Origin of the sequence: Microcystis sp. M015S2, assembly GCF_020245945.1 — a bacterium.
In the GTDB taxonomy this organism is placed as follows: domain Bacteria; phylum Cyanobacteriota; class Cyanobacteriia; order Cyanobacteriales; family Microcystaceae; genus Microcystis.
The window spans coordinates 1-23,397 of the sequence record NZ_JADBTX010000121.1 but is presented as its reverse complement, the minus strand read 5'-3'; the positions used below and the strand labels follow the sequence as shown (position 1 = coordinate 23,397).

Below are 23,397 nucleotides of genomic sequence, written 5' to 3'. Positions count from 1 at the left end.
TTCTCTCTTTTGTTCGTTTTAACTACAGGGCAAATTGCCAGAAAAAGTTACTACTTTTTAGGACTTTATCATCTTTTATAGCAATCAAGTATATCCCGATGGGTGAAAATCTGATTAGGTAAAGATTTCCCCAGGCTGCATCTCACATTTGCAGAAATACCGACAATCAGCAATTATCAGTGACTAGAACTCTTGCAAATTAATTATATGTTATAATGATAGGTTAACTAATTTTCCCAAAAAAATTAGTTAATTAGTAGATTTGTTATGAATAAAAACCTGATATCATTTTTCAAAAGTAATGACAGACTTAGTTGATCATTTCAAAGCGCAATCCCTCTCGGAGAAAGGAATTGCACTTTCAGATGTTAGTCACGACTATGAAAATTGGTATGAAGTTTTACTTTTAACTCAAAACTCTTTAGAGCTGCTTTAATTTGGTTATCAAAACCTCTTTATTTAAGCGGCACAAACTATCTCAATTATAAAAATTGAGAATAAATTCTCCTTATAGATTAATGTTTGACAACTTTTAAGGCTCTTCGGGAATTATTATGCAAATAATTAACTTAAAATAAAATTCGATGAGAGTACCTACGCGCAAAAGTAGCCGATTATTATCTATCTCTCGCGGTTTCTCTGGCATCGGAATTCGCCATCGATGCAGTCGAGCGAGACCATCAGGGTGGAACCCCGAAACTGGCGCGCGATCGCCTCCGCCAAAGTGGTCTTTTGACCTTAATTAGGGTTTGCTGAAAAAGTACGGGCGAAGCATTCGGGCAATAACCTATCGGTGAAACCGTAGATTTTTTATCCGAATGCTTCGCCCCTACAGGACGCGGGCCGATGAAGACGCAAGGTTTTGAAGCACGATTCTCTCAAAATCTTGCACCTGTTTCGCGAGAAAAGCCACAAAACCCTTACCTTGCCTACATTTCACCTTTATTCAGCAAGCCCTAATTATTCCCCGAGAATACGGTGGTTCTGGCGAGAGTTGGATTACCTTATTTCGCATCGTTCGAGAGTTCGCCCAAGTCGATAGCTCGATCGCTCATATTTTTTCCTACCATCATCTTGGGGTGATCGTTCCCCATCTTTTCGGGACGATCGAACAGAAGGAATACTACTACAAGGAAACCATCCGACAGAATTGGTTTTGGGCGAATGCGTTAAATCCCTTGGATCGTCGGACAGCGATCGCTTCCGAGGGCGATATTTTCCGACTAGAAGGCAAGAAAAGCGTCTGTTCCGGTTCTTGGGATTCTGACATTTTACCCGTTACGGCGATCGATCAGGAGACGGGGAAAATATCGGTTCTTGTGGTTCCCACCCAGCGTGAGGGAGTAGAACTGCACGCCGATTGGGATAATATGGGTCAACGGCAAACCGATAGTGGTAGTGTTTCGTTTCATAATGTGGCGATGATCACCAATTACCCATCCAAGAATTCCATCTCGAAAGTGGTCAACAGCCTTCCATATCGAGATTTTGTTCTTTTTTTTACCAACAAAGGTCTCTAATTCATCTAGTTCTCCCACTTCTGGAATCGTTTCTGAATTATAGGAATCAGGCAGCAGTTTTCCCACTTGTTTGACCCAATCCATAATGGTTGTTCGTGAGACTGTTGTCACTCTCTCAATGCCTCGAAATCCCATGCCATTTACCTACATTTTCAGACAGCTACGCTTAACATCATCGCTATAGCCCTTGATTTCCTAGCTGTGGATGAACTGACGACCACAGTTTACACATATATAGTTTTGTTTTTGACCACGATGACCATTTTTATTGATGTGGTCACTTTTACATTCTGGACATTTTATCGTTTTTTTTCCTTCATTGAGTTTCTATCTATTTTGCCTTCTCATCTCTTCATCTGACAAAGCCCGATTTTGAGAACTGCTGGTGACATCAATTTCTATGACTAAATCCGGTGCTGGGTCTTCATTTAAGTCCCGTCGCTTTTTCCCCCGAACCGCCGCAATATTATCAATGTAAAAACATTCATCCGGTTCTGCACCGCTTAATTGAGGGCGTTTAAAGGTGGTAGAACCGAGGGGATAAATCGAGACTGCTGATTCTTCAGCCATTGTCTCAACAAATCGCCCCGCCACTTTCTTGAATCTTTCATGTCCGGTCGAAGGGGCCATGATTTCTAAATTGCCACGATTGTAGGTCAGCTAGAGATGGCGATCGCTCATTTCGGCGAGCAGCGTTTCGTAGGTTTTCCAGCTAATCCCGGACAGGTGAATTATTTCAGCCGGTGGTGCGAGCAGTGTTACAGTCATAGATTCAAGCAAAAATCCCATGCTTCCATAATAATCAAAGGGTGAGCATTGCCCACCCTTGCTAATTAAGCAGTTACTACCTGGGAAGCTAACCGTTTAAAGGTCAATCTTTCATCGGCCACATCGACAAAAATCGTGTCTCCCCCTTTGAATTCGCCGCGCAGAATTGCCTTAGCGATCGGAGTTTCCACATATCTTTGTACTGCCCGTTTTAAGGGTCGCGCACCGTACACTGGATCGTAACCAATTTCTGCTAGATAATCGAGGGCAATATCGGCAAGTTTCAGGGCTAATTTTTGTTCCATCAAGCGATCGCTGAGATTGGCTGTCTGTAGTTTGACAATTGAGCGCAGTTGTGCTTTTTGTAAACTATGGAAAATGATCGTTTCATCGATACGATTGAGGAATTCGGGACGGAAACTATTCCGCATTGCTTCCATCACCCGGGCCTGCATTTCTTCATAACGAGACTCATCACCGGCCACGTCTAAAATGTATTGAGAACCGATATTACTGGTCATAATAATGATTGTATTTTTGAAATCAACCAGATGACCTTGAGAGTCGGTTAAGCGCCCATCGTCAAGGATTTGTAACATAACGTTAAAAACGTCGGGATGGGCTTTTTCAATCTCATCAAAGAGGATGACAGAGTAGGGACGACGCCGGATTGCCTCGGTTAATTGTCCCCCTTCATCGTAGCCGACGTATCCCGGAGGCGCACCCATAAGACGGGAAACGCTGTGTTTTTCCATGTATTCCGACATATCGATGCGAACTAGGGACTCTTCCGTGTCAAAGAGATTGCGAGCTAAAGCTTTCGCCAATTCTGTCTTACCAACACCCGTCGGACCGAGGAAAATAAAGCTGGCCGTGGGACGGTTGGGATCCGATAAACCGGCGCGGGAACGTTGAATCGCTTCGGCCACGGCTGTCACCGCTTCCTCTTGACCGATGACACTTTCGTGTAATTCCTCTTCCAGATTGAGGAGTTTTTCTTTTTCCGATTCGATTAATTTATTGAGAGGAATTCCCGTCCATTTCGAGATAATTTCGGCGATATCCGATTCGAGAACTTCTTCCCTTAATAAACTTTTGCCGGTGGTTTGTTTGTCGGCCAATTGAGTTTCTAGGGCGGACATTTGCCGCTGCAGATCGGTTAATTTTCCGAACTTTAATTCCGCAGCCCGATTATAATCATAATCGCGTTCGGCCTGTTGAATTTCCAGATTAACTTGTTCGATCGCTTCTTTAACCCCACGAACTTTATCGATAATCTCTTTTTCCCCTTGCCATTGGGCATTTAATCCCGATTGTTCTTCCTTGAGGTTAGCCAGTTCTTTTTCTAACTTTTCTAACCGTTCTCGCGAAGCTGGATCGTATTCCCGTTGTAGGGAAAGTTTTTCCATTTCTAACTGGAGAATTTTGCGATCAATTTCATCGAGTTCTTCTGGTTTAGAGGTGATTTCCATCTTCAATTTAGCCGCCGCTTCATCAACTAAATCAATGGCCTTATCGGGCAAAAAGCGATCACTAATATAACGATTAGAAAGCAGTGCCGCCGCCACTAAAGCATTATCGGCAATTTTCACCCCATGATGCACCTCATAACGTTCTTTGAGACCGCGAAGAATCGAAATAGTATCGACCACATTTGGTTCATCCACTAAAACCTCTTGAAAACGTCTTTCTAGCGCCGCATCTTTTTCGATATATTTGCGGTATTCATCGAGGGTAGTGGCCCCAATACAACGTAATTCACCCCGGGCTAACATTGGTTTTAATAAATTGCCCGCATCCATTGCCCCTTGAGTGGCTCCCGCACCGACAACGGTATGAATTTCATCAATAAACATGATGATATTGCCTTGAGAATCGGTGACTTCCTTGAGGACAGCTTTTAATCTTTCCTCAAATTCCCCGCGATATTTTGCTCCCGCAATTAAGCCACCCAAATCGAGAGAAATGAGAGTCCGATCTAACAGAGATTCTGGCACATCACGGTTAATAATCCGCTGGGCTAATCCTTCGACAATGGCAGTTTTTCCTACTCCCGGTTCCCCGATTAAAACCGGGTTATTTTTAGTCCGACGCGAGAGAATCTGAATGGTGCGACGGATTTCGTCATCCCGTCCAATTACGGGGTCTAATTTACCTTCCCGTGCCAATTGGGTGAGATCCCGTCCGTATTTTTCTAGGGCCTCATATTTGCCTTCTGGATTCTGATCGGTCACTTTTTGACTACCTCTGACTTGTTGAATAATTTCCTTGAGTTTGTTTTCGGTAAGTCCGAATTCTTGAAAAATATTTTTACCGAAGCGATCATCTTTAGCGTAACCTAAAATCAAATGCTCGATCGAGATAAAGTCATCTCCAAATTCTCGGCGATAATTTTCTGCTCGATCGAGTAAACTATCTAAACTACGACCTAAATAAATCGAGTCGCCGGGGTTAGAGATTTTCGGTTGACGACGGATAAAGTCATCGGTTCGATCCCGCAAACGGGCTAGACTAATATTAGCTTTACTAAAGACACTGCCCGCTAATCCCTCCTGTTCCAGTAGGGCTTTCATTAGATGTTCGCTTTCGATTTGTTGCTGGCTGTTCTGTTTGGCAATGTCCGGCGTTTTGACGATTGCCTCCCAAGCTTTTTCCGTAAATTGTTGTGGATTGGTTGGCTGCATTTTCTATAAGAGATTACTTTTATACCCTAGAGATTATTCTAGATTGACCGGTTTGTCGGCTCCTAGGGGCTTACCGTACCTAGTTCAGGGGGATTTCCCCTCAATGGTGCGATTTAAGCGGCTAAAGTTTATAAGCTGTCAGGGATTTAAACTGCGTCTGGGAAATTTTAGTACAAATGTTCAAGCTCTCAACCAAGCTAAAATCTTAAGTAGCTGGTTATAATTAAATTAAAAATGAATTTTAGGTTCGATCCCCCCTGCCCCCCTTGATAAGGGGGGTGTCTGATAATTTTTAACGCCTACCTACTTAATTATTAAAGATGTTCACTGTTGACTGATAACTGATAACTGATAACTGATAACTGATAACTGATAACTGATAACTGATAACTGATAACTGATAACTGATAACTGATTAAAGCCCACCCTAAAATACTATCTAAGCGATTAAAGATTTAACTTTACTAATAATACCAACTGGGTCAATACCTTGGTGGGGGAATTGTTCCCATAAACCGCCACAACCTTCATGGTGAGTACCGATATAGGCGTATTTAGGAGTTAAACCGCGTTCGAGTAACCAAGAACCATAACGGCTACCTAAACCCGTACGACGGTTAAATGCTTCTACCACTAAAACAAAGGGAGAACTACCAACTTTAGCGATAATTTCTTCATCCACCACATTGAGAGTCGGTTTATTAATTAAACCCACGTCAACACCTTCTTGTTTTAGACGTTCCACTGCATCCAAAGCTCGGTATAAACCATCGCCAAAGCTGATGATATAACCGGCAGTGCCTTCCCGAATTACTTCATCTTTTCCGGGGACAAAGGTATAACCATCGCCAAAGAAATTATTACCTTTAGTATCAAGAATATTGGGAGTTTTAGAACGAGTCGAGAAGATAAAACGTAAACCGGGTTGATGGAAAGTTGCCTCGACACAAGCGGTCATTTGTGCCGCATCGGCTGGGAAATAAAGACGGGTTTCGTAACCGTCATCCAGTCCATTATCGGCAAAGAAATTATTCAAACCAAAGTGACAGGTATTATCCGCCATGTCATCGATACCAGAATGGGAAAAATGACATAAAAGATTAGAATAATTCAAACGCGCCATGGTGATTTCAGAAATACACATTTCTAGAAAAGCGGCAAAGGTGGCGAAAATTCCCTGTTTACCTTTTTCCATACCAAAACCAGCAGCCGCCGAAAGATTGCCCCGTTCCATAATACCGGAAGGAATAAACACTTCGGGATGTTTATCGTGGATAATTTTCAGACCGCAGGAACCCTCTAAATCGCTATCTACTACTAATACCTTAGCCTTGCGTTCTTCCTCGCTCATTTTGCCTAAAAGACTGACTACTGCTTCGCCGAAAACGTTGCGGTTAGAACCCCATTTATCCCCAGAACCGAGGAATTTATAGTCATTAGAAGGCTTCTTAATACTGTTGAGATATTCCACGGCGGCACTGTGTCCTTTTGCCTCTAAATATTTCAAAGCCAAGGGTACAGAAATCACATCATGACCGTGGTTAGAACCTTCTAACCCTTCAATACCGGGACACATGGGACGTTTATTAATAATCGCAATCGGGCCGGGAGTATTAATTGCTTCACAGATATTGCGATACAAACTATCGATATCTTCCCCATCTCCCACTAACACTTTTAGTCCATGACCGGCGAGAGTTTTAGCCACATCATAACCGGGTAAATATTTGGAAGGATTACCAGCAATCGTCACATCATTATCATCAATAATTAGCTTAACATTGATGTGTTGAGCTACGGCTAAACGGGCAGCTTCTGCATCATTGCCTTCCTGTTGAGAACCATCGGAACCTAAGCAAAAAACGGTTTTTCCGGGGTTAGCCAAAGCGACACCGTTAACGTAGGGCCACATATGTCCTAAACGGCCAGAACTAAATTTTACGCCGGGAGTTAATCCTAATTCCGGGTGTCCAGGGAGTTTAGAATTAGCCTCGCGGTAGTGCATTAATTGTTCTGGGGGTAAAGAACCTTCTAACGCAGACATGAGATATTGAGTACCGACGCGGTGTCCCGCTTCATCGAAGAAAATTGGTACAAATTGACTAGGTTGACTGCGGAAAAGAGCATCGAGAATCACCACTTCCGGGACGGTATCGTAGGGGCCGCCGGTGTGACCACCCACACCCCGGGCCGCACCCGTGGCAGTAAAAAAGATGATAGCATCGCGACAGAGTTGGATATTGGCTTTTAGGGCGCTTCTTTGCTCGTCGGTGAGGGTGGGGTTACTGGGGTCGAGACTGATGGGTTTATAGGCAGTCAAATCGATGGGAAAGGCTGTCATTGTCGATTTTCCTTAATGTAGAGAAATAACTATAGTCAGGGAAATCATAGCCTAGAATGTCACCCGATCGATTGATTGAATAATTTCTTATCGAAAATTTGGGTTGAAAACCCCGTCCTTTGAGGACGGCTTTAAGCTACAACGGAAAAGGCGATAACCAAGCTAAAAACTAAACCTTGACCACAGATAGTAGGGGGTTTCGTTCAGAAAAGAATTCAAATTCGGCCTTAAACGAGTAAAACTTTCTAGGAAATAAGGTTGAACATGAGATTTTTTCCACTTGTTCAAAGTGGCCGTCCGGCATTCGGACACTGAAAACGGACGGGTCGGAAAGCGTAAGACTACCGCTAAGGTAGCGGCATCCCGTGAAGCGTCAACCCAGCGGTCGGTCGTTTAATTAAGTTTGTTCGATCTGCCGGTCATCACCGTCCGGCCCCGGCGGTGAGGATGTCAACATAGATACCCCTTAATAATTCCACTTCACCCCTTATCCTCCTTAGTAGCTGACCATTGAGTTAACCTGGCGCCAATCAAAGCAGCCGGAGCGGGCAACGCCATCGCTAACTTTTCTTCTGGGAGAATTAACGACAAGGCAATTGAACTGATTAGCCCTGATGCAATAAAAATCATTGCAGTTTGGTTTTTACTAGCCATTCGGACAAAATTAAAGGGAGAATAAAACACACTAAAAGAAAAACCATAAATTTTTGTTTAACTATCGCGATTAACTTTAAGGTGCTTGGTTTTTAAAAGGATGATTCGAGGGTAAATTAGCCTGTAATCCAAACTTCCAAGCTAAATATCCTGCCAATTCGGTAGCTTTATTTTCCGTGGTGATTACTAGCTTGGCTATTCTCTGTTAAACCAGCGGACCCATTGAATTGCTCCACCAATACGAAATTCTGGGCGAATATTAAAAGTCCCCCATTTACCCCTGTTATTTCTAGAAGCCCATTGACACTGAGAAAGTCATTCCCCCCAGAAACAAACCGGGAAGTAACTATTCTCCAGGAATTGTTCCCAGTAGTTTGACTATCGGCTGCTCCGTTCACCACATTAGGAAAATGAGAAACGGTCAAAGGCGCGTTAGCCAAATCTGGTCTATCTTGCCAGTTAAAGCCTTGAATCGCCCCCACTGAAGTATGATTATTATCAATATATTTTAATCAATTCTCTCAGCACTCTGTAGTATTTTATTCTTTCTTCTCGGTTTCTTTCTCTATAACGAAGTTCCTTCTTTTTTCTGGTAACTTTCATTTTTTTTAAGGCATAGCAAATGGCACTTGGTCTCACTCCAAACTTCTCGGCTCTGTCTCTTAATCTTGCCTCGGGATTTTCTTAGACATCTTTTGACAGTGCTTTCCAGTCCAGCTTTTTCTGACGATGTTTTACCTTTGTTGCTTCAAGTTTCTCCCTACGAAAGCCATCTATAGCGCTTTTCACGTTACTGAGGTATCGACAAGTTTTGCCAACAAGGGGTTTAAGCCCCTTGCCCATACCTCATTCTGATGAAAACTGCTATATATTTTTACAACAAGCTGAAACATTGGATTACCTAGAGTTAGTAAAAGCGTTTCGGAATTGGGTAAGAAGTCAGCTGAAAAAATAAAAGGAAGATTTTTCGACGTTAAATCTCATACCAATCTCCCGAATCGGAGTCTCAACAATGGAAATCAACAAGTTTTCCCTCTTGGGTCGTCGGTCGTCAACACCAAATTAGGTTACACTTCATCGACCCCAGGGTTAATGCGGATGGAGGGACTCGAACCCACACATCAAAGACACTAGAACCTAAATCTAGCGCGTCTACCAATTCCGCCACATCCGCAAATATGTCAGCTTATTCCATCATAGCATAAGATACTATAGGAAAGATAAAATTTTTTATTCTTAATAATTTTATGCTCTTAGGTTTTGTCTTTCAGTCTCCTGGCCCCGTCCTCTGGGAGATCGGACCGATTTCGGTGCGCTGGTATGGATTTCTCATCGCTATGGCGGTATTATTGGGTGTCACTCTCTCCCAGTACCTCGCCCAAAAAAGAGCGATCGATCCGGATTTAATCGCTGATTTGGCCATTTGGTTAGTAGTGGGGGCTATACCTGCAGCCCGTCTGTACTATGTTCTCTTTCAGTGGCAAGAATACGCGCCAAATCCTGCTGATATTATCGCCATTTGGAAGGGAGGTATCGCTATTCACGGGGCAATTATCGGGGGTTTGCTGGCGGCCCTAATCTTTGCCCGCATTAATCGGGTTTCTCTTTGGCAATTACTCGATCTGGTAGCCCCTTCAGTTATTCTCGGTCAAGCGATCGGACGTTGGGGTAACTTTTTTAATTCGGAAGCTTTTGGCAGTCCGACTAATTTACCCTGGCGGTTGTTTATTCCTCCGGCTAGTCGTCCTTTAGAATATATCGCCGTCGATTATTTTCACCCCACCTTTCTCTACGAATCTCTCTGGAATCTGGCAGTTTTTGCCCTACTCATCTATCTGTTTTTCTGGGGTTTAAAACACCCCAGTAAATTAAAAATTGGCACCCTTACCCTAGTCTATTTTATCGCCTACAGTCTAGGTAGATTCTGGATCGAGGGACTACGCACCGATAGTTTAATGTTTGGGCCGCTGAAAATGGCGCAAATAATTAGTTTAGGAGCGATCGCTGTCGGTCTTTTCGGTTTATTCTGGTTATATAAACTCCAGCGTCCTTTACCAGATGTGGTGGCAACCGTCGGTTATAATCAAAAGTTACCCTAGCTAACCCTGACAATGGATCTAGTAACAATTTTTCAACAGGTTTTAAACGGTTTATCGATCGGTAGTGTCTATGCTATTTTTGCCCTCGGTTACACTTTGATTTTTTCCATTTTAGGTATTATCAATTTTGCCCATGGCGCAATTTTTACCCTCGGAGCCTATTTTACCTACGCTCTAGCGGGGGGAGTTTTCGGTTTTAATGGTTTATTAGCTAATGCCAAATTACCCTTTTCCTTACCCTTTTTTTTAGCACTTTTGTTAGGCTGTATCCTTTCAGGTTTCACCTCGGTTCTTCTGGAAAGATTGGCCTTTAAACCTCTCCGGGTACGGGGTTCTGATTCTCTCTTAACTTTGGTTTCTAGCCTAGGGGCAGCCGTGGTGATTGTCAATGTTATTCAATACTTATTCGGGGCAGAAATTTATACTTTTCCCGATGGGATTTATGGCAATCTTCCCCCCGCAATTAATTTCGGTACGGCCGAGCGCCCCGTGGCAATTCGCACAATTCAGATTATTATTTTTCTGGTTTCAGCAGTGATGGTAGCTTTACTAACTTATTGGGTTAATTTTACCAAAATGGGCAAAGCTTTACAAGCGGTAGCTGAAGATGTCACCACGGCCAGTTTGTTGGGGATCAATCCCGAAAAATTTATCGTGATTACCTTTTTTATTAGTGGTGCCTTGGCAGGTTTAGCAGGAACTTTAGTCGGTTCTAGTGTTAGTATCGCTGGCCCCTATTTCGGTATTGCTTTCGGATTAAAAGGTTTAGGAGTGATTGTTTTAGGGGGATTGGGAAGTATCCCCGGAGCGGTAATCGGTGGTTTATTATTGGGTATTGCCGAAGCCTTTGTTCCCGCAGAATATTCCGGTTATCGAGAGGCGATCGCTTTTGCTATTCTCTTTATTATGTTGTTAGTTCGTCCCCAGGGTTTACTAGGCAGAAAGTTAATTCAAAAAGTCTAAGTCGGTTTAATTGGCCGAGAGAAAAACTGTTTTTCCCGACAAAGAAGATTGATAGGCAGCATAGGCCACTTCTAGGGCATAAAGACTGGCTTGGGGAGTAACATAGAGAGGAACCCGATCGAACAGATAATCTAGTACCATGGCGGTATCTTTGGCAAAAAGACCGCGACGGGTTTCCGCTTCTAAAGCTTGGCTACCTTCACTATTAATTAACTGCCCTGTTTCCCCTTCAAAAATTAAGCTGCCTGCCTCGCCATGAATAGTGAAAGTTCGCTCATTTTGCCAAAAAACTTCGCCTTTGCCGTAGGTAACTTCGGCAATTAGGCCATTTTTAAATAATAACTGCGCCTCACACAAACAAGCCAGAAAATAATCGGATTCCGGGGCATTCCAATAACGACAATGACAGGACACGGACTCCACTTCCCCAAATAAATTAGTAAAGCGATGGATACGAGAAAGGGCCGCAATCAAAGGAAAACCGAATAAATCCCGATGAAATGTCCAGCGCCGGGGTGCCGGTCTGCCGGGGACGATCGTGGTATAACGGGCTAGGTGGATATTGCCGAGGCTGGCTAAATACTGCTGTTGGGTTTGATGCAGTCCCCCCAAAAGTTCAATATGTTCGACGTGCAGTAATTTGTTCTCGGTTTCGGCTAGGGTGATTAATTCTGCTGCCGCTGCCGGGTGAAAAGCTAGGGGATACTCGACGATAACGTGCTTACCAGATTTTAAGGCAGTACGGGCGATCGAGGCATGGGCTTGATTAACGTTGGCAATGACAATCAGATCGAGATCAGGATGACTGGCTAGGCTTATTGCCGAATCTAGGGCAGAAATTTGGTATTTTTGCGAGAAATTAGTGATCGATTCGGGACTATTACCGCTAACATACAAAAGCTGGGCGCGATCATCCGCTTGCAAGCTTTCAGCACGACGTTGAGCGGCGAACCCTGTGCCAACTATACCAATTTTTAAGGGACGATGAGAAGTCATCAGGGGCATTCTGGCGACATTAATTATCGGGAAGTGGGGTGTGGGGGATTGGGGAAGTGGGGAAGCGGGAATTATGAATTATGAATTATGAATTATGAAGTGGGGAGAACAAAGCTGCCTTCTGACTCCTAACTCCTAACTCCTGACTCCTGCCGACTACCTATCGCCTTTCCTAGCTTTATCTTGGCAATCAACTCATCTATTATCTCAAAAATAGCACTCTAAAAGATGTGGGAGGGTGAATTCATATTTTTAATGGGCAACGCCAATTTTTTGCTCCTGTTTCGGCCCCAGAGCTTCTAAACCGCCATCGGTTGTCGGGGAGCATGACGACTAGGGGAAACCACCACCGGAGTTGGCGACACCGTACAGGTTAATTCTAGAGACTGTTCTAAACTAACCACCCGATTGAGTTGTTGCCATTCAGTGCTAAAAGGAGGCATCGCTAGAGCGCAGGCTTTCCAATGAGCTTCGACGGGAACATCTAGTTGTTGACAAGTGCCACCGCGCCGACCTTGGGTTTGATAGTATCGGCAGTATCGACAGGAAGAAGTAAGAAAGTTTGCGGCTTGCATGGGTTGGCTTTAAAAGGAAGATGATTATAAGGAACTCAAAGGATGACTCTCTTTTCGCTCTGTGTAATATTGTCCTACCCTGCGCCAAGGGTATTTTCCTGACTAGCATAGCTAGAACTGATATGCCATATAGTTTCTAGTGATCCCCAAAAAAAATTTTATTTTTAGAATCTTTTAATAGTTACTTTGCAAAAAGCAGCACTGTCTCAAAACTGAAGAGTTAAACTCAGTTGTGGCCGAGGTTATTGGGTCTAGTATCAGCAATAACAGAACGGGGATCAAGCCTTAGCTCGATAGAATTGATGAATACAGGTTCAATTAAGACAGAAAAGATCGGCCTATTGATTCCCGACTCAAAAGCGCTCTTTCCACAATACTATTAAAAAATTGCATCTTTTACTCCGCCCGACTGGGCAAAACAAAAAGCACAACATTGCCAACGCTCAAGCTCTCCGGAGGGACTGGGAGACTGACAACGAGGACAAATCGGCCAGGCTCGATTTCTCTGAAGTATTTTCTGGCTCCAACTCTCTAAACCGTCCAGTTGCTGGGGATTTTCTGGCGGTTTTTCCGGGGTGACATAGCTAGGATGATCTCTGAGGGAATTAGGCGCGATCGCTTCTAGAGGAATTAACTGACTATCTTGCTGCCAACGGGCGGCAGAAAAGCGGATATCGCTCAGGGGAGTCTCTAACTGACTATTAAGCCGTTTTAATAAGCTATAGCGTTGTAAAGACAATTCCTGTGCTAAAGCGGCGCTACTGGTGGCCACCGATAAAACCCCGCGATTGAGGGAAAAAGGCCGGGTTTGCTCCAGCAGACGGGGATTAATAATTTTTGGCCACAATTGCAGCACTTGATCGTAGTGGCGATATTCTTCCCAACCCGCCTGTTGAGTAATAGCCGCCAAAATTTTGTCAAGAGAATCTAAAGACATAGGGAAAATCTGGGGAATACCACGTTAGACTAGGACGAAAAAACCCGCTAACCTTTCAGCATAACCTTTAATACCCCCGCCCTGGATATCTGCCATGAAATCCGATCGATCCCCATCCTCCCAAGATTTGCCTCTCTCGATCGTCCATCAACCCAGTTCAGCCATCGATCCCGCTCAGAAACCAGAATATCTGGAAGCTGCTGTCATTAACGTCTATCCCCCAGCTAAAGATGCCTTTTTTACCCCTTGGGGTATCCGGGCAATGGTGATCTTTTTAATTGCTAATAGTCTCCTCGGTCTCAATCAATGGTTAACCAATACTACCCCCACCCCGAGGAAAGCTGAGAATTCCCCCCGCGAGCAGCACCAAAATAACTCCCGCCACCTCGATCGATTGATAGCGATCGCTCGTCCAGTACAGAAAACTCCTCAAACCAGTCTGAGCGTTAATATTCCCGCTCCTCCAGTTAAAACTAGCCCGATAACTAATATTACCGCCCCACCAGTGGTTCAGAGTCCCCCCACCGCTATCAATCCGACTAATGCCCTCTTACCCCCGAATCCGCCACCGTCCCTGATGCCGGCCCATCAATTACCCGTCAGTAAGATCGAGCAATCTTTACCCGTCTCCCCCCCGGACCCCAGTACCCCGCCCGTATCTTCCCTAGTTTCCGCACCACCGCCACCACCGCCCCAAGTCACCCCTGAACCCTCGACCGCGATCATTAACGAACGAATGTTAGAGGAATTGCGTCAAAGAGAAGAATCACCCGCTAATTTACCCTTTTTTCAACGGGAAAAAGCCCGTCGCTTGGCCAATCAAAACCCACAGGATGCGGCGGAGTTAATGAAACAGTTACCGCCAGAATTACAAGTACCCCCTTCTCCCAGTAGTCCGCCACCTTCAGAAACAGCCGATCCCCCCCAGTCCCCCGTCCCTAGTTCTATCATTATTGATAGGAGCGGCACTTCGGTAAACTATTAGGGTTGGTATCGGGAGGACGGCAATGGGTTTGTTAGATCGCATGGGCCAAGCAATTCGCGCCCAAGTCAATAGTCTGATTCAGGAAAATCAAGATCCCGAAAAACTGCTGGAAAAGGCGATCTTGGAGATGGAAGGGGAATTGATCCAAATGCGACAAGCCTTGGCGGCAGCCGTCGCTACCCAGAAACGCACCGATCGCCAACGACAACAACAGGAAAAAGCAGCCCAAACTTGGCACGAACGCGCCCAATTAGCCCTACATCACGGTAACGAGGAACTCGCCCGCCAAGCTCTCAGCCAATGGCAAACCTATCAAAGTCAGATCGCCCCCCTACAAATCTCCCTGCAACAACAGACGGCTATTATACAAAAGTTAAAGAAAGAACTCTTGACAATTGAACGCAAATATGCTGAGATGAAAGCACAGAAAAGCCTTTATCTGGCCAGATTGCGATCAGCGAGTGCCAGTCAAAAAGCCCAAGAAATTATGGGCAGTTTGAACAGCAGTCAGATGGGTACTATTTTCGAGAAATTAGAAGCAAAAGTCCTAGAAGCCGAATCCCAAGCCGATTTAATCGGGTATAAAGACCCCTTAGAGCGACAATTCCAAGATTTGGAGGGACAAAAACAAATTGAAGCGGAATTACTCAAGTTAAAACAAGAAAACTTGGATGGGTGATAGGGAATTATAAATTATGAATTATGAATTATGAAGTAGGGTGTAGGGTGTGGGGAGAAAAAAGCTGTCTCCTGACTCCTGACTGTTGACTCCTAACTCCTATCCCCTATCCTAGCTCTCGTGGTTTATATTAAAGAATAAGCCGTTAGGCAAGATGGGAAATTTTAAGAACAGTTAACTGATTTAGTACACACCGAGAGGAACAAGAGCGTCATGGGTTTATTCGATCGCCTTAGCCGAGTTGTCCGAGCTAACCTCAATGATATGGTGAGCAAGGCTGAAGATCCAGAAAAAATGCTGGAGCAAGCTGTCAGTGATATGCAAGAGGATCTAGTACAGGTACGTCAAGCGGTTGCTAGAGCGATCGCAGAACAACGACAAACGGAACAAAAATACAGCAAAGACCAGTCAGAAGCCAATAAATGGGAACAAAGAGCCAAATTAGCCCTTTCTAAAGGGGATGAAACTCTCGCTCGGGAAGCTCTTAAACGCAAGAAAGATTTCACGGAAACCGCCGCCATTCTCAAAAATCAACTGGATCAGCAAACGGTACAGGTAGATAGTCTGAGAAAAAACTTGATCGCGCTCGAAAGTAAGATTTCTGAGGCAAAAACCAAGAAAAATATGTTAGTAGCTCGCTCCAGAGCCGCAAAAGCTAACGAACAACTTCAAAAAACCCTCGGCAGTATCGATACCAGTAGTTCCATGTCCGCTTTTGAGCGCATGGAAGCAAAAGTTATCGAGTCGGAAGCCCGTGGTCAAGCGATCGGTGAAATCGGTGGTGTCGGCATCGAACAGGAATTCGCTAGACTAGAATCAGGTAGCGATGTGGAGGATGAATTAGCACTGCTGAAAGCACAAATGTCTGGGGTAGCATTACCCGGTACAGCTTCTAGTCAACCCACTTTACCCCAAGCAACCACCGTCAGGGATTCGGCAGTGGATGCAGAATTAGAGGAATTGCGATCGAAGTTAAAAGAAATGTAAAACTTTGAGAGCGTCGAGACGTACTATCTACGGTACGTCTCTATTTATTGAGTTTGTTGTTCAGATAGGGAATATTAATTGCTAGTCATAATTAACCATCACTATTATGCGGGATGATTTATCTAATTGACGTTCCTCAATTATCGAAGTAATTGCCTTACAAAAAAGAGCCGAACAACAGTACAACCAAGCACAAGCTGAGCTTTTAAAATGGGAAAAAAGAGTTAAACTCGCTCTAGATAAAGGTGATGAGTCTCTGGCACAAGAAGCTAATATAAAGAAAAAACATTCCCCATCTTTTGGGGGTAAAGGGGCGATCAACCGTCGTTGATCGCCCCTAACTTGAATTTTCACTCGCTTAAGGGTTTGATTGATTTGGATCAGAAGGTCGGTCTCGGTTAGCTTCTTCAATGGCTTTATCTAGTTCGTCTGCTCTTCTTTCCGCTTCTCTTACTCCTCGTTCCAGTTCTGGAAAGCTATTGTTCCGAGCAATGCCAAAAACATTCTTCCAAGCTTCCACAGCTAAAAATCCAAGTCCGAAAATCAGCAAAATTCGCACGATAATGCTGTCAAGCTTCTGTTTTTCGTTGTCGTTCATATCAGGCATACTCCAATGTATTTACTGAGTATTTTATCAAGGCGATCTTCTCTGGATCGGGCAATCGAGCGGCGATCAAAATAAACCCGCTGCTTTTGCCTTCTCTAATTCTAAAACTGATTCTACATCTTCTTAATTGGGCGGTTAATTCTGCGAGGCTAATATTTGCAAAATTGCTAAATTTTGCAAATATTCTGGTGTTCTGGAGTCGGTAAAGCCATTGCTCCGGCTAATTCCGCTCTGAAAGAGTGGTTGGCTGCGTTGGTACTGCTAAAAGCACGAATGTTACTGGGTAAAACTGCCCATCCACCCACCCTCAAGGATTCAGCAGTAGATGCAGAAATAGAGGAATTGCGATCGAAGTTAAAAGAACTGTAAAACTTTGAGATTGTCGAGAGGTATTGCAGCCCTTCTCATCAATATGAAGTATAGCCTAATCTGGTATCTAAGACCGAAGAGCGACTAATGTTAACCGTTTTGGCGTTTCCCAGAACGAAAACTTTGTACCTCATCATTAGAAAAAAATCCCAAACAATGCCGCTCAAAACCCTTTAATTCTGAAGATAATCCTAAGATTCAGCCCGAAAAAGAGCCAGAAAGGTGAGGATAGCTAGGATGGAAGTGAAAAGCAATTTTGACTCGAAATTATCCCAAGGGATCGATCGCATTTAACGAAACCCTTACCCCAACAGCATAAGACAAGAGAAGGACTTATTAAGGAGAAACCCAGCCATGAAAATCGGCGTAATCAAAGAAAGTGACCAAGGCGAGGCGCGGGTGGCGCTAGTGCCGGATACCGTCGCCCGTTTAGTCAAGGCGGGATTTGAGGTAATTGTCCAAAATGGGGCGGGAATTAGCGCTAACTTTGCCGATAGTGCCTATAGTGCCGTGGGAGCCGCCCTGAGCGAAAACAGCGAATATATCTATGAAACTGCCGATATTATTCTCAAAGTCGTCCCTCCTAGCGATAGCGAGATCGATCGCCTGAAAAATGGTGGTATCCTCATCGGCTTTCTCGATCCCCTGCGGCAACCCCGGCGCATTGCCAAATTAGCCGAGCGCGGGATCACCGCTTTGAGCATGGAATTAATTCCCCGCAGTAGTCGCGCCCAGAGCATGGATGCCCTCTCCTCTCAGGCTAACCTCGCCGGTTACAAAGCGGTACTCCTCGCCGCCGTGCAGCTGCCGAAAATGTTCCCGATGATGACTACCGCCGCCGGTACGATCGCCCCCGCCAAAGTGCTGGTATTGGGGGCGGGAGTTGCCGGATTGCAAGCTTGCGCTACCGCCCGCCGTTTGGGGGCAGTGGTGGAGGCTTTTGATATTCGTCCCCAAGTCAAAGAAGAAGTACAGAGTGTCGGGGCGAAATTTATTGAAATGCCCCTAGAAGAAGATACCGTCGCCGATAACGGTTACGCCAAAGAGGTTTCTCTTAGCACACAGGAGCGCATTTGTCAAGCCTTGGCCGAACCAATTAAGCGGGCTGATGTGGTGATCACCACCGCCCAAGTACCGGGGAAACAGGCTCCGCTGCTAGTCACCAAAGAAATGATCGCCACCATGAAAGCGGGGGCGGTAATCGTTGATTTAGCGGCGGAACAGGGCGGAAATTGCGCCTACACCCAACCGGGACGAGAAATCATCGAAAATGGGGTAAAAATCGTCGGAGCCGTTAATCTTCCTGCCACAGTGGCCACCAATGCCAGCCAGATGTACGCCAAAAACCTGCAAATGCTGCTACAGCTTTTAGTCAGCAAAGAGGGCAGTTTAAACCTCGATTTTGCCGATGACATCATTGATAGTGCCTGTGTCACCCACGCCGGCGAAATCCGCAACCAACGCATTAAATCCGCCCTCAGTGAACAGTTATCCGCTTTTTAGCTATCAGGAGGCAGGAGGCAGGAGTCAGGAGTCAGGAGTTAGGAGTTAGGAGTTAGGAGTCAGGAGTCAGAAGGCAGCTTTGTTCTCCCCACTTCCCACTTCATAATTCATAATTCATAATTCATAATTCCCACTTCCCCAATCCCCCACTTCCCCAATACCCTACTTCCCTATCCCCAAACCCTATCCCCTATTTCTTTAACCAATGACTGCCCAACTTTTAACCGCTTTAGTGGTATTTGTCCTCGCTTCCTTTGTCGGTTTCGAGGTGATCAATAAAGTTCCTCCCACTCTCCATACACCCCTGATGTCGGGAGCCAATGCAATTTCAGGTATCGCCGTTGTCGGTGCGCTCCTCATCGCCGGAGGCACAGATTGGCACGAATTAACCGTAATTTTAGGGTTAATTGCCGTTATTTTGGCGATGGTTAACGTGGTCGGTGGTTTTGTCGTTACCGATCGAATGCTGCAAATGTTCAAGAAAAAAGAGGCTAAATCATGAATAATGCCCTTACCACAGGGATCGAGTTATCCTATCTACTCGCCGCCATTTTATTTATCATCGGTCTTAAACAATTATCTTCCCCCGCCACCGCCCGTCAAGGCAATTTTTTGGCCGCCATCGGGATGCTAATCGCCATTATTGCCACCTTAATCAATCAAGAAATCCTCAGCTATGGTTTAATCGCCGTGGCGCTGGTGATTGGCTCGATTATCGGCTTAGTTTCGGCGCAAAAAGTCCCGATGACAGCTATGCCCCAAATGGTGGGGATTTTTAACGGTTTAGGCGGCGCTGCCAGCGCTTTAATTGCCATTGGCGAATACTGGCGTTTACTGCAAAGTGGGGAAAATATTCCCTTTGACTCGATACTGATCGCTATTTTGGGTGTGTTAATCGGTGGTGTCACTTTTACCGGTAGTGTCCTCGCTTTTGCCAAATTACAGGAATTAATCAGTGGCGCACCCGTAACTTTTCCTTTCCAACAACCCTTTAACATTCTCTTGCTACTCACCTTTTTAGGGGGTAGTGTCTATCTCTTTTTCGATCCCACCTCGATCGATGTTTTCCTGACCTTGGTGGTACTTTCCCTAATTTTCGGGGCTTTATTCGTGCTTCCCATCGGTGGCGGCGATATGCCCGTGGTTATCTCGCTCTTAAACTCTTTTTCCGGGATTGCCGCTAGTGTAGTCGGTTTTATCCTGATGAATAGTATGCTGATCATCGCCGGTGCTTTGGTGGGTGCGTCGGGGATTATCCTGACTCAGATCATGTGTAAAGCCATGAATCGATCGCTGGCTAGTGTACTATTTGGGGCATTTGGTACAGGTGCTAGTGCCGGGGGCGAAGCGAGCGCCACTTCTAGCCTTGATAAATCGGTTCATGCTATTGATTCAGAAGAAGGGGCGATGATGCTCGGTTATGCGCGTTCTGTGGTGATTGTACCCGGTTACGGCATGGCAGTGGCCCAAGCACAACACGCGGTGCGAGAATTGGCTGAACAGTTGGAAAAAAATGGCGTTGAGGTTAAATATGCTATTCACCCCGTGGCGGGAAGAATGCCCGGTCACATGAATGTATTATTGGCTGAAGCTAATGTTCCCTATCCGCAACTCTACGATATGGATGATATTAATCCTGAGTTCGAGCGCGTCGATGTGGCGTTAATTATTGGGGCGAATGATGTGGTTAATCCCGCTGCCCGTCACGATAAGGCTAGTCCGATTTATGGAATGCCGATTCTCGACGTGGATAAGGCACAGCACACGATCGTGATTAAGCGCAGTATGCGATCGGGTTTTGCTGGGGTGGAAAACGAATTATTCTACAATCCCAAAACCTTTATGCTCTTTGGTAGCGCTCAAGATGTGGTAGCACAATTAGTATCACAAGTCAAGGATTTGTCATAATTCTTAACAAATAGGACGGGGTGAAAACCCCGTCTTTTTTTTTATCTGATTTTTCAGAGTGTGGATTTAATTTGGTGGGACTACTTAAAGATAATCGAGAACTAATTCCCCTTTGGTGACTTTTTCGGTAATTAAAGTTCTGACTAACTCTAATTCTTCTAGGGTCACTTTACCATCAGACCTCATAGCTAGGGCGATTCTTTCCCTTTCCCCTTGAGTGATCACGCCATCAACACTAGCCTGTTCTATAATAGCCCGCAACTTTTCTAGTTCCTGTTGTTCTTCTGCGGTTAATTCTACTTGATTAGGACGAGATATTTCCATAAAAATTTCTCCTTGAGCGATTAATACAAACTTGATAATTTTTTTCTAAGTAGTAGAACTCATGGCAGTTATCCCCAGTCAGCATCGGGAATCAGGGACGATGCCTAATCCGGTTACACTTCATATTTTATCAGAACCCCTCTCAACAAATACGTTTGTATTAAGAAACATTAATAAAGCTGAGAGCCTTGACTATTGCCTCTGGGCTATTCCCTTGCCTCACGGTTAACTTTAATTTTGTTCGACCACTTAGAGTTAGCGAATACATTATAGCAGTTATCTTAATGGTGAGAGAAACGCTGTGGTATAACTTTGTGTCTTTGTGCTTGACGAAAAAGCTGTCTTGTCCGCTAAAGTCAAGAGGAGCCAAGTTTGTCGATTACTCGACTAATTTTATCATCATTCAAGTGTTTGGGTTCGATGCCATCTCCCAGCAGATGTTCGGTTGCTTTATCTTCAAAAAATTGAGGAAATAAATACAAGGATCGGGAGACAAATCCCAATCCGTTCAGGATAATTGCTTTCACGACTTGCCCAGCTGTGAAAATTTCTCCTGGAACTCATTGAGACTTGTTCGTTAATAATTTCAATGATTCCTATTTCATCTATAATTCCGGCTACTAATCCCAGATGGTCTAGATTTTTCCCTTGAATTTCTGTTGATTGATTCATGGAACAACAACGCCAGCCGTGAAAGGGGTCAAACAATTCCTATTTTCTCCTAAGTAGGTGGGTGGAATTAAATATAAGATGAACGTAGGTTGGTTTGAAGCATGAAACCCAACGCCCGTATGGGTTACGAAGTGCGCTAACCCATCCTACAAATAATTGTGCCTCCCTACTTATCTGTTGTCAAGGTTCAGTTTTTAGCTTGGTTATCGCTTTTTCCATTGTTGCTTAAAGCCGTCCTAAAAGGACGGGGTTTTAACCCAAATTTTCGATAAGGTGGGTAGGGCATCTTTGACAGTGCCACAACGATATAAGTTAGATAGGCTTTCTAAAATATATCGTAATCGAATAGAAGCGCGGTTTCAACCCGCTTCTATTCACCACAAAGAATCCCTGTCGTTTTGACGCAGGGAGATGTCAAAAACTCAGAGTAGTTCACACTCTCATTTAACGGTGGTGGGCAATGTCCATCTTGGGAAAAACTACGGGGTGAGCGATATCGGTCTTCGGGTATTTAAACGAATCCCGCACGGACTGTCGCTCCAGGAGCGTGCGAGCCGGTAATCGGTAGAGCGGTCCGTGGTTTTATCCTTAACGGTGAAAGTGATCGAGCCATCTGACGACTGTTCGATACCGGCCGGTCCCTCTAGAAAAGTCCCCTCTGGAACGGTAGCGACCGGTTTGAAAGCGCCTTGTATTTCCACAAAAAGAACCTGACGGGTAATTCCCCACAACGGCTCTTTATCAACTTTTTGAAACAAACTCAACCAACTTCCGGCGAGTGTGTTGGGAACAGAGATACCTATCACCAGTGGCCCTGGTTTTATTTCTTTAAGAAAAGGATCGCGGAAACCACCAGCGTTAGTCACGAAAGTTCTACCAGAATCAGTGCTGTGGATGTACCATTCAGTGATACCGTTCCGACTCCGCGTACTTTCTCCTAAAAGTATGGTAGTGACAGTAATCCCATCGTAAAAGAACAACTCATCTTTTATGCCTCTGAGCAAAATACCTCGTAATTGCGGGACATCGTAAACGGGGTGAACGAGACGAGTACCCCGTGCGATCGCGACTATCTCTTTCGCTTCTCCAGCAATGATCTCGAAGGTGGTAAGGGATGATCGTCCCCAAAATGTAGCGCGATGACCAGTGATAAATACGCGCTCCAACGCACGGCTGTAAACTCCCTGAGCGAGGATACAGTTACCCCAGAAACGATGCCAAAACGAGCAGGGTCGCTCGTAGAGTTCGGGAAGTGCCTTCGGTGTGCCAAGGGTGGGGGGATTGGCTTTCAGATCGAGCCGGGCTATATAATCGATTTGTCCTCCATCGATCCAGAGCCAACCATCTTGTGTCGAAACCAGAGCCTCAATCTGGCCGTAATCGTATTGCGGGGCCCTCACCGATACAAGAGGTGTGGTCGCGCCACTCCGCTTCAGTAGCAGGGTATCGACACCGGAGACGACTACCTCCAGCGATTGGCCCCGCGTTGGGATTGTTACTCGTGCCGGTTTATCCGGCGATAATATTAATCTCGTCTCTGGTTTTCGCTCTACCGGTGAGAGGCAATATTTATCTAAAGGTTCGGCCATAACTCCCGGAACGTTAGCGACGAGAATTAAAAATAACCATCGAAAAATACGTCGCCACCAATTCCGATAATCATCCCGAGCAGCCAAAGAATTGTTAAATATAGCAAAGAGCGGGATAGTTAGGACATAATAGAGAAAAAGAAATGAGGAGAAGCTTTCATGGCAGCACCCTATAGTGATGATTTAAGACAGAAAGCAGTGAGTGCCGTAGAGCGAGGGGAGAAAAAAAGCCATGTC

General features: G+C 45.0%; 21 protein-coding genes, 1 tRNA gene and 3 pseudogenes. 11 read left to right on the top strand and 14 right to left on the bottom strand.

The genetic code is table 11. The features are described from left to right. Nucleotides 1-872 precede the first annotated feature (872 nt). Complete coding sequence (locus IM473_RS20025) at nucleotides 873-1,520, top strand: acyl-CoA dehydrogenase family protein (protein ID WP_353845157.1); 648 nt, start codon at nucleotides 873-875, stop codon at nucleotides 1,518-1,520. Here the strand turns inward: IM473_RS20025 and IM473_RS20020 are convergent. From IM473_RS20020 to IM473_RS19990, 7 genes and pseudogenes are all read right to left on the bottom strand, one after another. Next, a pseudogene (locus IM473_RS20020) lies at nucleotides 1,422-1,823 on the bottom strand (IS1 family transposase); the annotation flags it as partial. The gene IM473_RS20025 and the pseudogene IM473_RS20020 overlap by 99 nt on opposite strands. A 24-nt stretch (nucleotides 1,824-1,847) precedes the next feature. After that, nucleotides 1,848-2,180: a Uma2 family endonuclease gene (locus IM473_RS20015; protein ID WP_287658356.1), complete on the bottom strand. Its 333-nt coding sequence runs from the start codon at nucleotides 2,178-2,180 to the stop codon at nucleotides 1,848-1,850. A gap of 173 nt (nucleotides 2,181-2,353) precedes the next feature. Next, entirely contained in the window at nucleotides 2,354-4,972 is a 2,619-nt protein-coding gene (gene clpB / locus IM473_RS20010; RefSeq protein ID WP_287658336.1) for an ATP-dependent chaperone ClpB, read from the bottom strand. A gap of 439 nt (nucleotides 4,973-5,411) precedes the next feature. Beyond that, entirely contained in the window at nucleotides 5,412-7,313 is a 1,902-nt protein-coding gene (locus tag IM473_RS20005; protein WP_287658337.1) for a thiamine pyrophosphate-binding protein, read from the bottom strand. Between the two features lie 821 nt (nucleotides 7,314-8,134). Then, nucleotides 8,135-8,449 (bottom strand): hypothetical protein, encoded by a 315-nt coding sequence (locus IM473_RS20000; protein ID WP_287658340.1) that lies wholly within the window; start codon nucleotides 8,447-8,449, stop codon nucleotides 8,135-8,137. Between the two features lie 19 nt (nucleotides 8,450-8,468). Next, a pseudogene (locus IM473_RS19995) lies at nucleotides 8,469-8,745 on the bottom strand (IS630 transposase-related protein); the annotation flags it as partial. Nucleotides 8,746-9,060: 315 nt separating this feature from the next. Next, nucleotides 9,061-9,141: transfer RNA gene (locus IM473_RS19990), tRNA-Leu, on the bottom strand. Between the two features lie 73 nt (nucleotides 9,142-9,214). On the opposite strand from IM473_RS19990, the gene lgt reads away from it, so the two are divergent. After that, nucleotides 9,215-10,066, top strand: a complete 852-nt coding sequence (gene lgt / locus IM473_RS19985) for a prolipoprotein diacylglyceryl transferase (RefSeq protein WP_287658341.1) — start codon at nucleotides 9,215-9,217, stop codon at nucleotides 10,064-10,066. Between the two features lie 12 nt (nucleotides 10,067-10,078). Continuing rightward, on the top strand, nucleotides 10,079-11,029 hold the full coding sequence (locus IM473_RS19980) for a branched-chain amino acid ABC transporter permease (RefSeq protein ID WP_287658342.1): 951 nt from the start codon (nucleotides 10,079-10,081) through the stop codon (nucleotides 11,027-11,029). Between the two features lie 6 nt (nucleotides 11,030-11,035). Here the strand turns inward: IM473_RS19980 and IM473_RS19975 are convergent, their stop codons facing one another. From IM473_RS19975 to IM473_RS19965, 3 genes are all read right to left on the bottom strand, one after another. Beyond that, the gene (locus IM473_RS19975; protein ID WP_287658343.1) at nucleotides 11,036-12,034 is read right to left on the bottom strand and encodes a Gfo/Idh/MocA family protein; all 999 of its coding nucleotides are present in this window, start codon (nucleotides 12,032-12,034) and stop codon (nucleotides 11,036-11,038) included. Nucleotides 12,035-12,324: 290 nt separating this feature from the next. Then, nucleotides 12,325-12,600, bottom strand: a complete 276-nt coding sequence (locus IM473_RS19970) for a hypothetical protein (RefSeq protein ID WP_287658344.1) — start codon at nucleotides 12,598-12,600, stop codon at nucleotides 12,325-12,327. Nucleotides 12,601-12,979: 379 nt separating this feature from the next. After that, nucleotides 12,980-13,537: a DciA family protein gene (locus IM473_RS19965; protein ID WP_287658345.1), complete on the bottom strand. Its 558-nt coding sequence runs from the start codon at nucleotides 13,535-13,537 to the stop codon at nucleotides 12,980-12,982. Between the two features lie 94 nt (nucleotides 13,538-13,631). Here IM473_RS19965 and IM473_RS19960 point away from each other — a divergent pair, with 94 nt between their 5' ends. From IM473_RS19960 to IM473_RS19945, 4 genes are all read left to right on the top strand, one after another. Next, nucleotides 13,632-14,522 carry a hypothetical protein gene (locus IM473_RS19960; RefSeq protein WP_287658346.1) on the top strand — a complete coding sequence of 297 codons (891 nt, stop codon included), beginning with the start codon at nucleotides 13,632-13,634 and terminating at the stop codon, nucleotides 14,520-14,522. A 22-nt stretch (nucleotides 14,523-14,544) separates the two neighbouring features. Then, nucleotides 14,545-15,201 carry a PspA/IM30 family protein gene (locus tag IM473_RS19955; protein ID WP_287658347.1) on the top strand — a complete coding sequence of 219 codons (657 nt, stop codon included), beginning with the start codon at nucleotides 14,545-14,547 and terminating at the stop codon, nucleotides 15,199-15,201. Between the two features lie 213 nt (nucleotides 15,202-15,414). Further along, entirely contained in the window at nucleotides 15,415-16,188 is a 774-nt protein-coding gene (locus IM473_RS19950) for a PspA/IM30 family protein (RefSeq protein WP_287658348.1), read from the top strand. Nucleotides 16,189-16,327: 139 nt separating this feature from the next. Then, entirely contained in the window at nucleotides 16,328-16,519 is a 192-nt protein-coding gene (locus IM473_RS19945) for a PspA/IM30 family protein (RefSeq protein ID WP_353845156.1), read from the top strand. 27 nt (nucleotides 16,520-16,546) lie between these two features. Here IM473_RS19945 and IM473_RS19940 read toward each other — a convergent pair whose 3' ends face one another. Then, complete coding sequence (locus tag IM473_RS19940; protein ID WP_287658349.1) at nucleotides 16,547-16,786, bottom strand: hypothetical protein; 240 nt, start codon at nucleotides 16,784-16,786, stop codon at nucleotides 16,547-16,549. 183 nt (nucleotides 16,787-16,969) lie between these two features. Here IM473_RS19940 and IM473_RS19935 point away from each other — a divergent pair, with 183 nt between their 5' ends. The 4 genes from IM473_RS19935 to IM473_RS19920 all read left to right on the top strand — a co-directional run bounded on the left by IM473_RS19935 (nucleotide 16,970) and on the right by IM473_RS19920 (nucleotide 20,575). Further along, nucleotides 16,970-17,164 (top strand): hypothetical protein, encoded by a 195-nt coding sequence (locus IM473_RS19935; protein WP_002733335.1) that lies wholly within the window; start codon nucleotides 16,970-16,972, stop codon nucleotides 17,162-17,164. A 354-nt stretch (nucleotides 17,165-17,518) separates the two neighbouring features. Beyond that, on the top strand, nucleotides 17,519-18,667 hold the full coding sequence (locus IM473_RS19930) for a Re/Si-specific NAD(P)(+) transhydrogenase subunit alpha (protein WP_287658350.1): 1,149 nt from the start codon (nucleotides 17,519-17,521) through the stop codon (nucleotides 18,665-18,667). 205 nt (nucleotides 18,668-18,872) lie between these two features. Then, entirely contained in the window at nucleotides 18,873-19,169 is a 297-nt protein-coding gene (locus tag IM473_RS19925) for an NAD(P) transhydrogenase subunit alpha part 2 (protein WP_002733247.1), read from the top strand. Further along, nucleotides 19,166-20,575, top strand: coding sequence for an NAD(P)(+) transhydrogenase (Re/Si-specific) subunit beta (locus tag IM473_RS19920; RefSeq protein WP_287658351.1), 1,410 nt, complete (start codon nucleotides 19,166-19,168; stop codon nucleotides 20,573-20,575). Before IM473_RS19925 ends, IM473_RS19920 begins: the two co-directional genes overlap by 4 nt. 84 nt (nucleotides 20,576-20,659) lie before the next feature. Here the strand turns inward: IM473_RS19920 and IM473_RS19915 are convergent, their stop codons facing one another. The 3 genes and pseudogenes from IM473_RS19915 to IM473_RS19905 form a co-directional block, all read right to left on the bottom strand. Then, nucleotides 20,660-20,899 carry a hypothetical protein gene (locus IM473_RS19915; protein WP_287658352.1) on the bottom strand — a complete coding sequence of 80 codons (240 nt, stop codon included), beginning with the start codon at nucleotides 20,897-20,899 and terminating at the stop codon, nucleotides 20,660-20,662. 368 nt (nucleotides 20,900-21,267) lie between these two features. Then, nucleotides 21,268-21,571: pseudogene (locus IM473_RS19910) on the bottom strand (DUF4277 domain-containing protein); the annotation flags it as partial. A gap of 479 nt (nucleotides 21,572-22,050) precedes the next feature. Then, entirely contained in the window at nucleotides 22,051-23,247 is a 1,197-nt protein-coding gene (locus IM473_RS19905; RefSeq protein WP_287658353.1) for a hypothetical protein, read from the bottom strand. Nucleotides 23,248-23,397: the final 150 nt, after the last annotated feature.

Coding starts and splice junctions, on each gene's coding strand:
- clpB (WP_287658336.1), bottom strand. CDS start 4,972: ATGCAGCCAACCAATCCACAACAATTTACGGAAAAAGCTTGGGAGGCA.
- IM473_RS19975 (WP_287658343.1), bottom strand. CDS start 12,034: ATGCCCCTGATGACTTCTCATCGTCCCTTAAAAATTGGTATAGTTGGC.
- IM473_RS19965 (WP_287658345.1), bottom strand. CDS start 13,537: ATGTCTTTAGATTCTCTTGACAAAATTTTGGCGGCTATTACTCAACAG.
- IM473_RS20005 (WP_287658337.1), bottom strand. CDS start 7,313: ATGACAGCCTTTCCCATCGATTTGACTGCCTATAAACCCATCAGTCTC.
- IM473_RS19960 (WP_287658346.1), top strand. CDS start 13,632: ATGAAATCCGATCGATCCCCATCCTCCCAAGATTTGCCTCTCTCGATC.
- IM473_RS19925 (WP_002733247.1), top strand. CDS start 18,873: ATGACTGCCCAACTTTTAACCGCTTTAGTGGTATTTGTCCTCGCTTCC.
- IM473_RS19955 (WP_287658347.1), top strand. CDS start 14,545: ATGGGTTTGTTAGATCGCATGGGCCAAGCAATTCGCGCCCAAGTCAAT.
- IM473_RS19920 (WP_287658351.1), top strand. CDS start 19,166: ATGAATAATGCCCTTACCACAGGGATCGAGTTATCCTATCTACTCGCC.
- lgt (WP_287658341.1), top strand. CDS start 9,215: ATGCTCTTAGGTTTTGTCTTTCAGTCTCCTGGCCCCGTCCTCTGGGAG.
- IM473_RS19970 (WP_287658344.1), bottom strand. CDS start 12,600: ATGCAAGCCGCAAACTTTCTTACTTCTTCCTGTCGATACTGCCGATAC.
- IM473_RS19940 (WP_287658349.1), bottom strand. CDS start 16,786: ATGAACGACAACGAAAAACAGAAGCTTGACAGCATTATCGTGCGAATT.
- IM473_RS19930 (WP_287658350.1), top strand. CDS start 17,519: ATGAAAATCGGCGTAATCAAAGAAAGTGACCAAGGCGAGGCGCGGGTG.
- IM473_RS19980 (WP_287658342.1), top strand. CDS start 10,079: ATGGATCTAGTAACAATTTTTCAACAGGTTTTAAACGGTTTATCGATC.
- IM473_RS19950 (WP_287658348.1), top strand. CDS start 15,415: ATGGGTTTATTCGATCGCCTTAGCCGAGTTGTCCGAGCTAACCTCAAT.
- IM473_RS19915 (WP_287658352.1), bottom strand. CDS start 20,899: ATGGAAATATCTCGTCCTAATCAAGTAGAATTAACCGCAGAAGAACAA.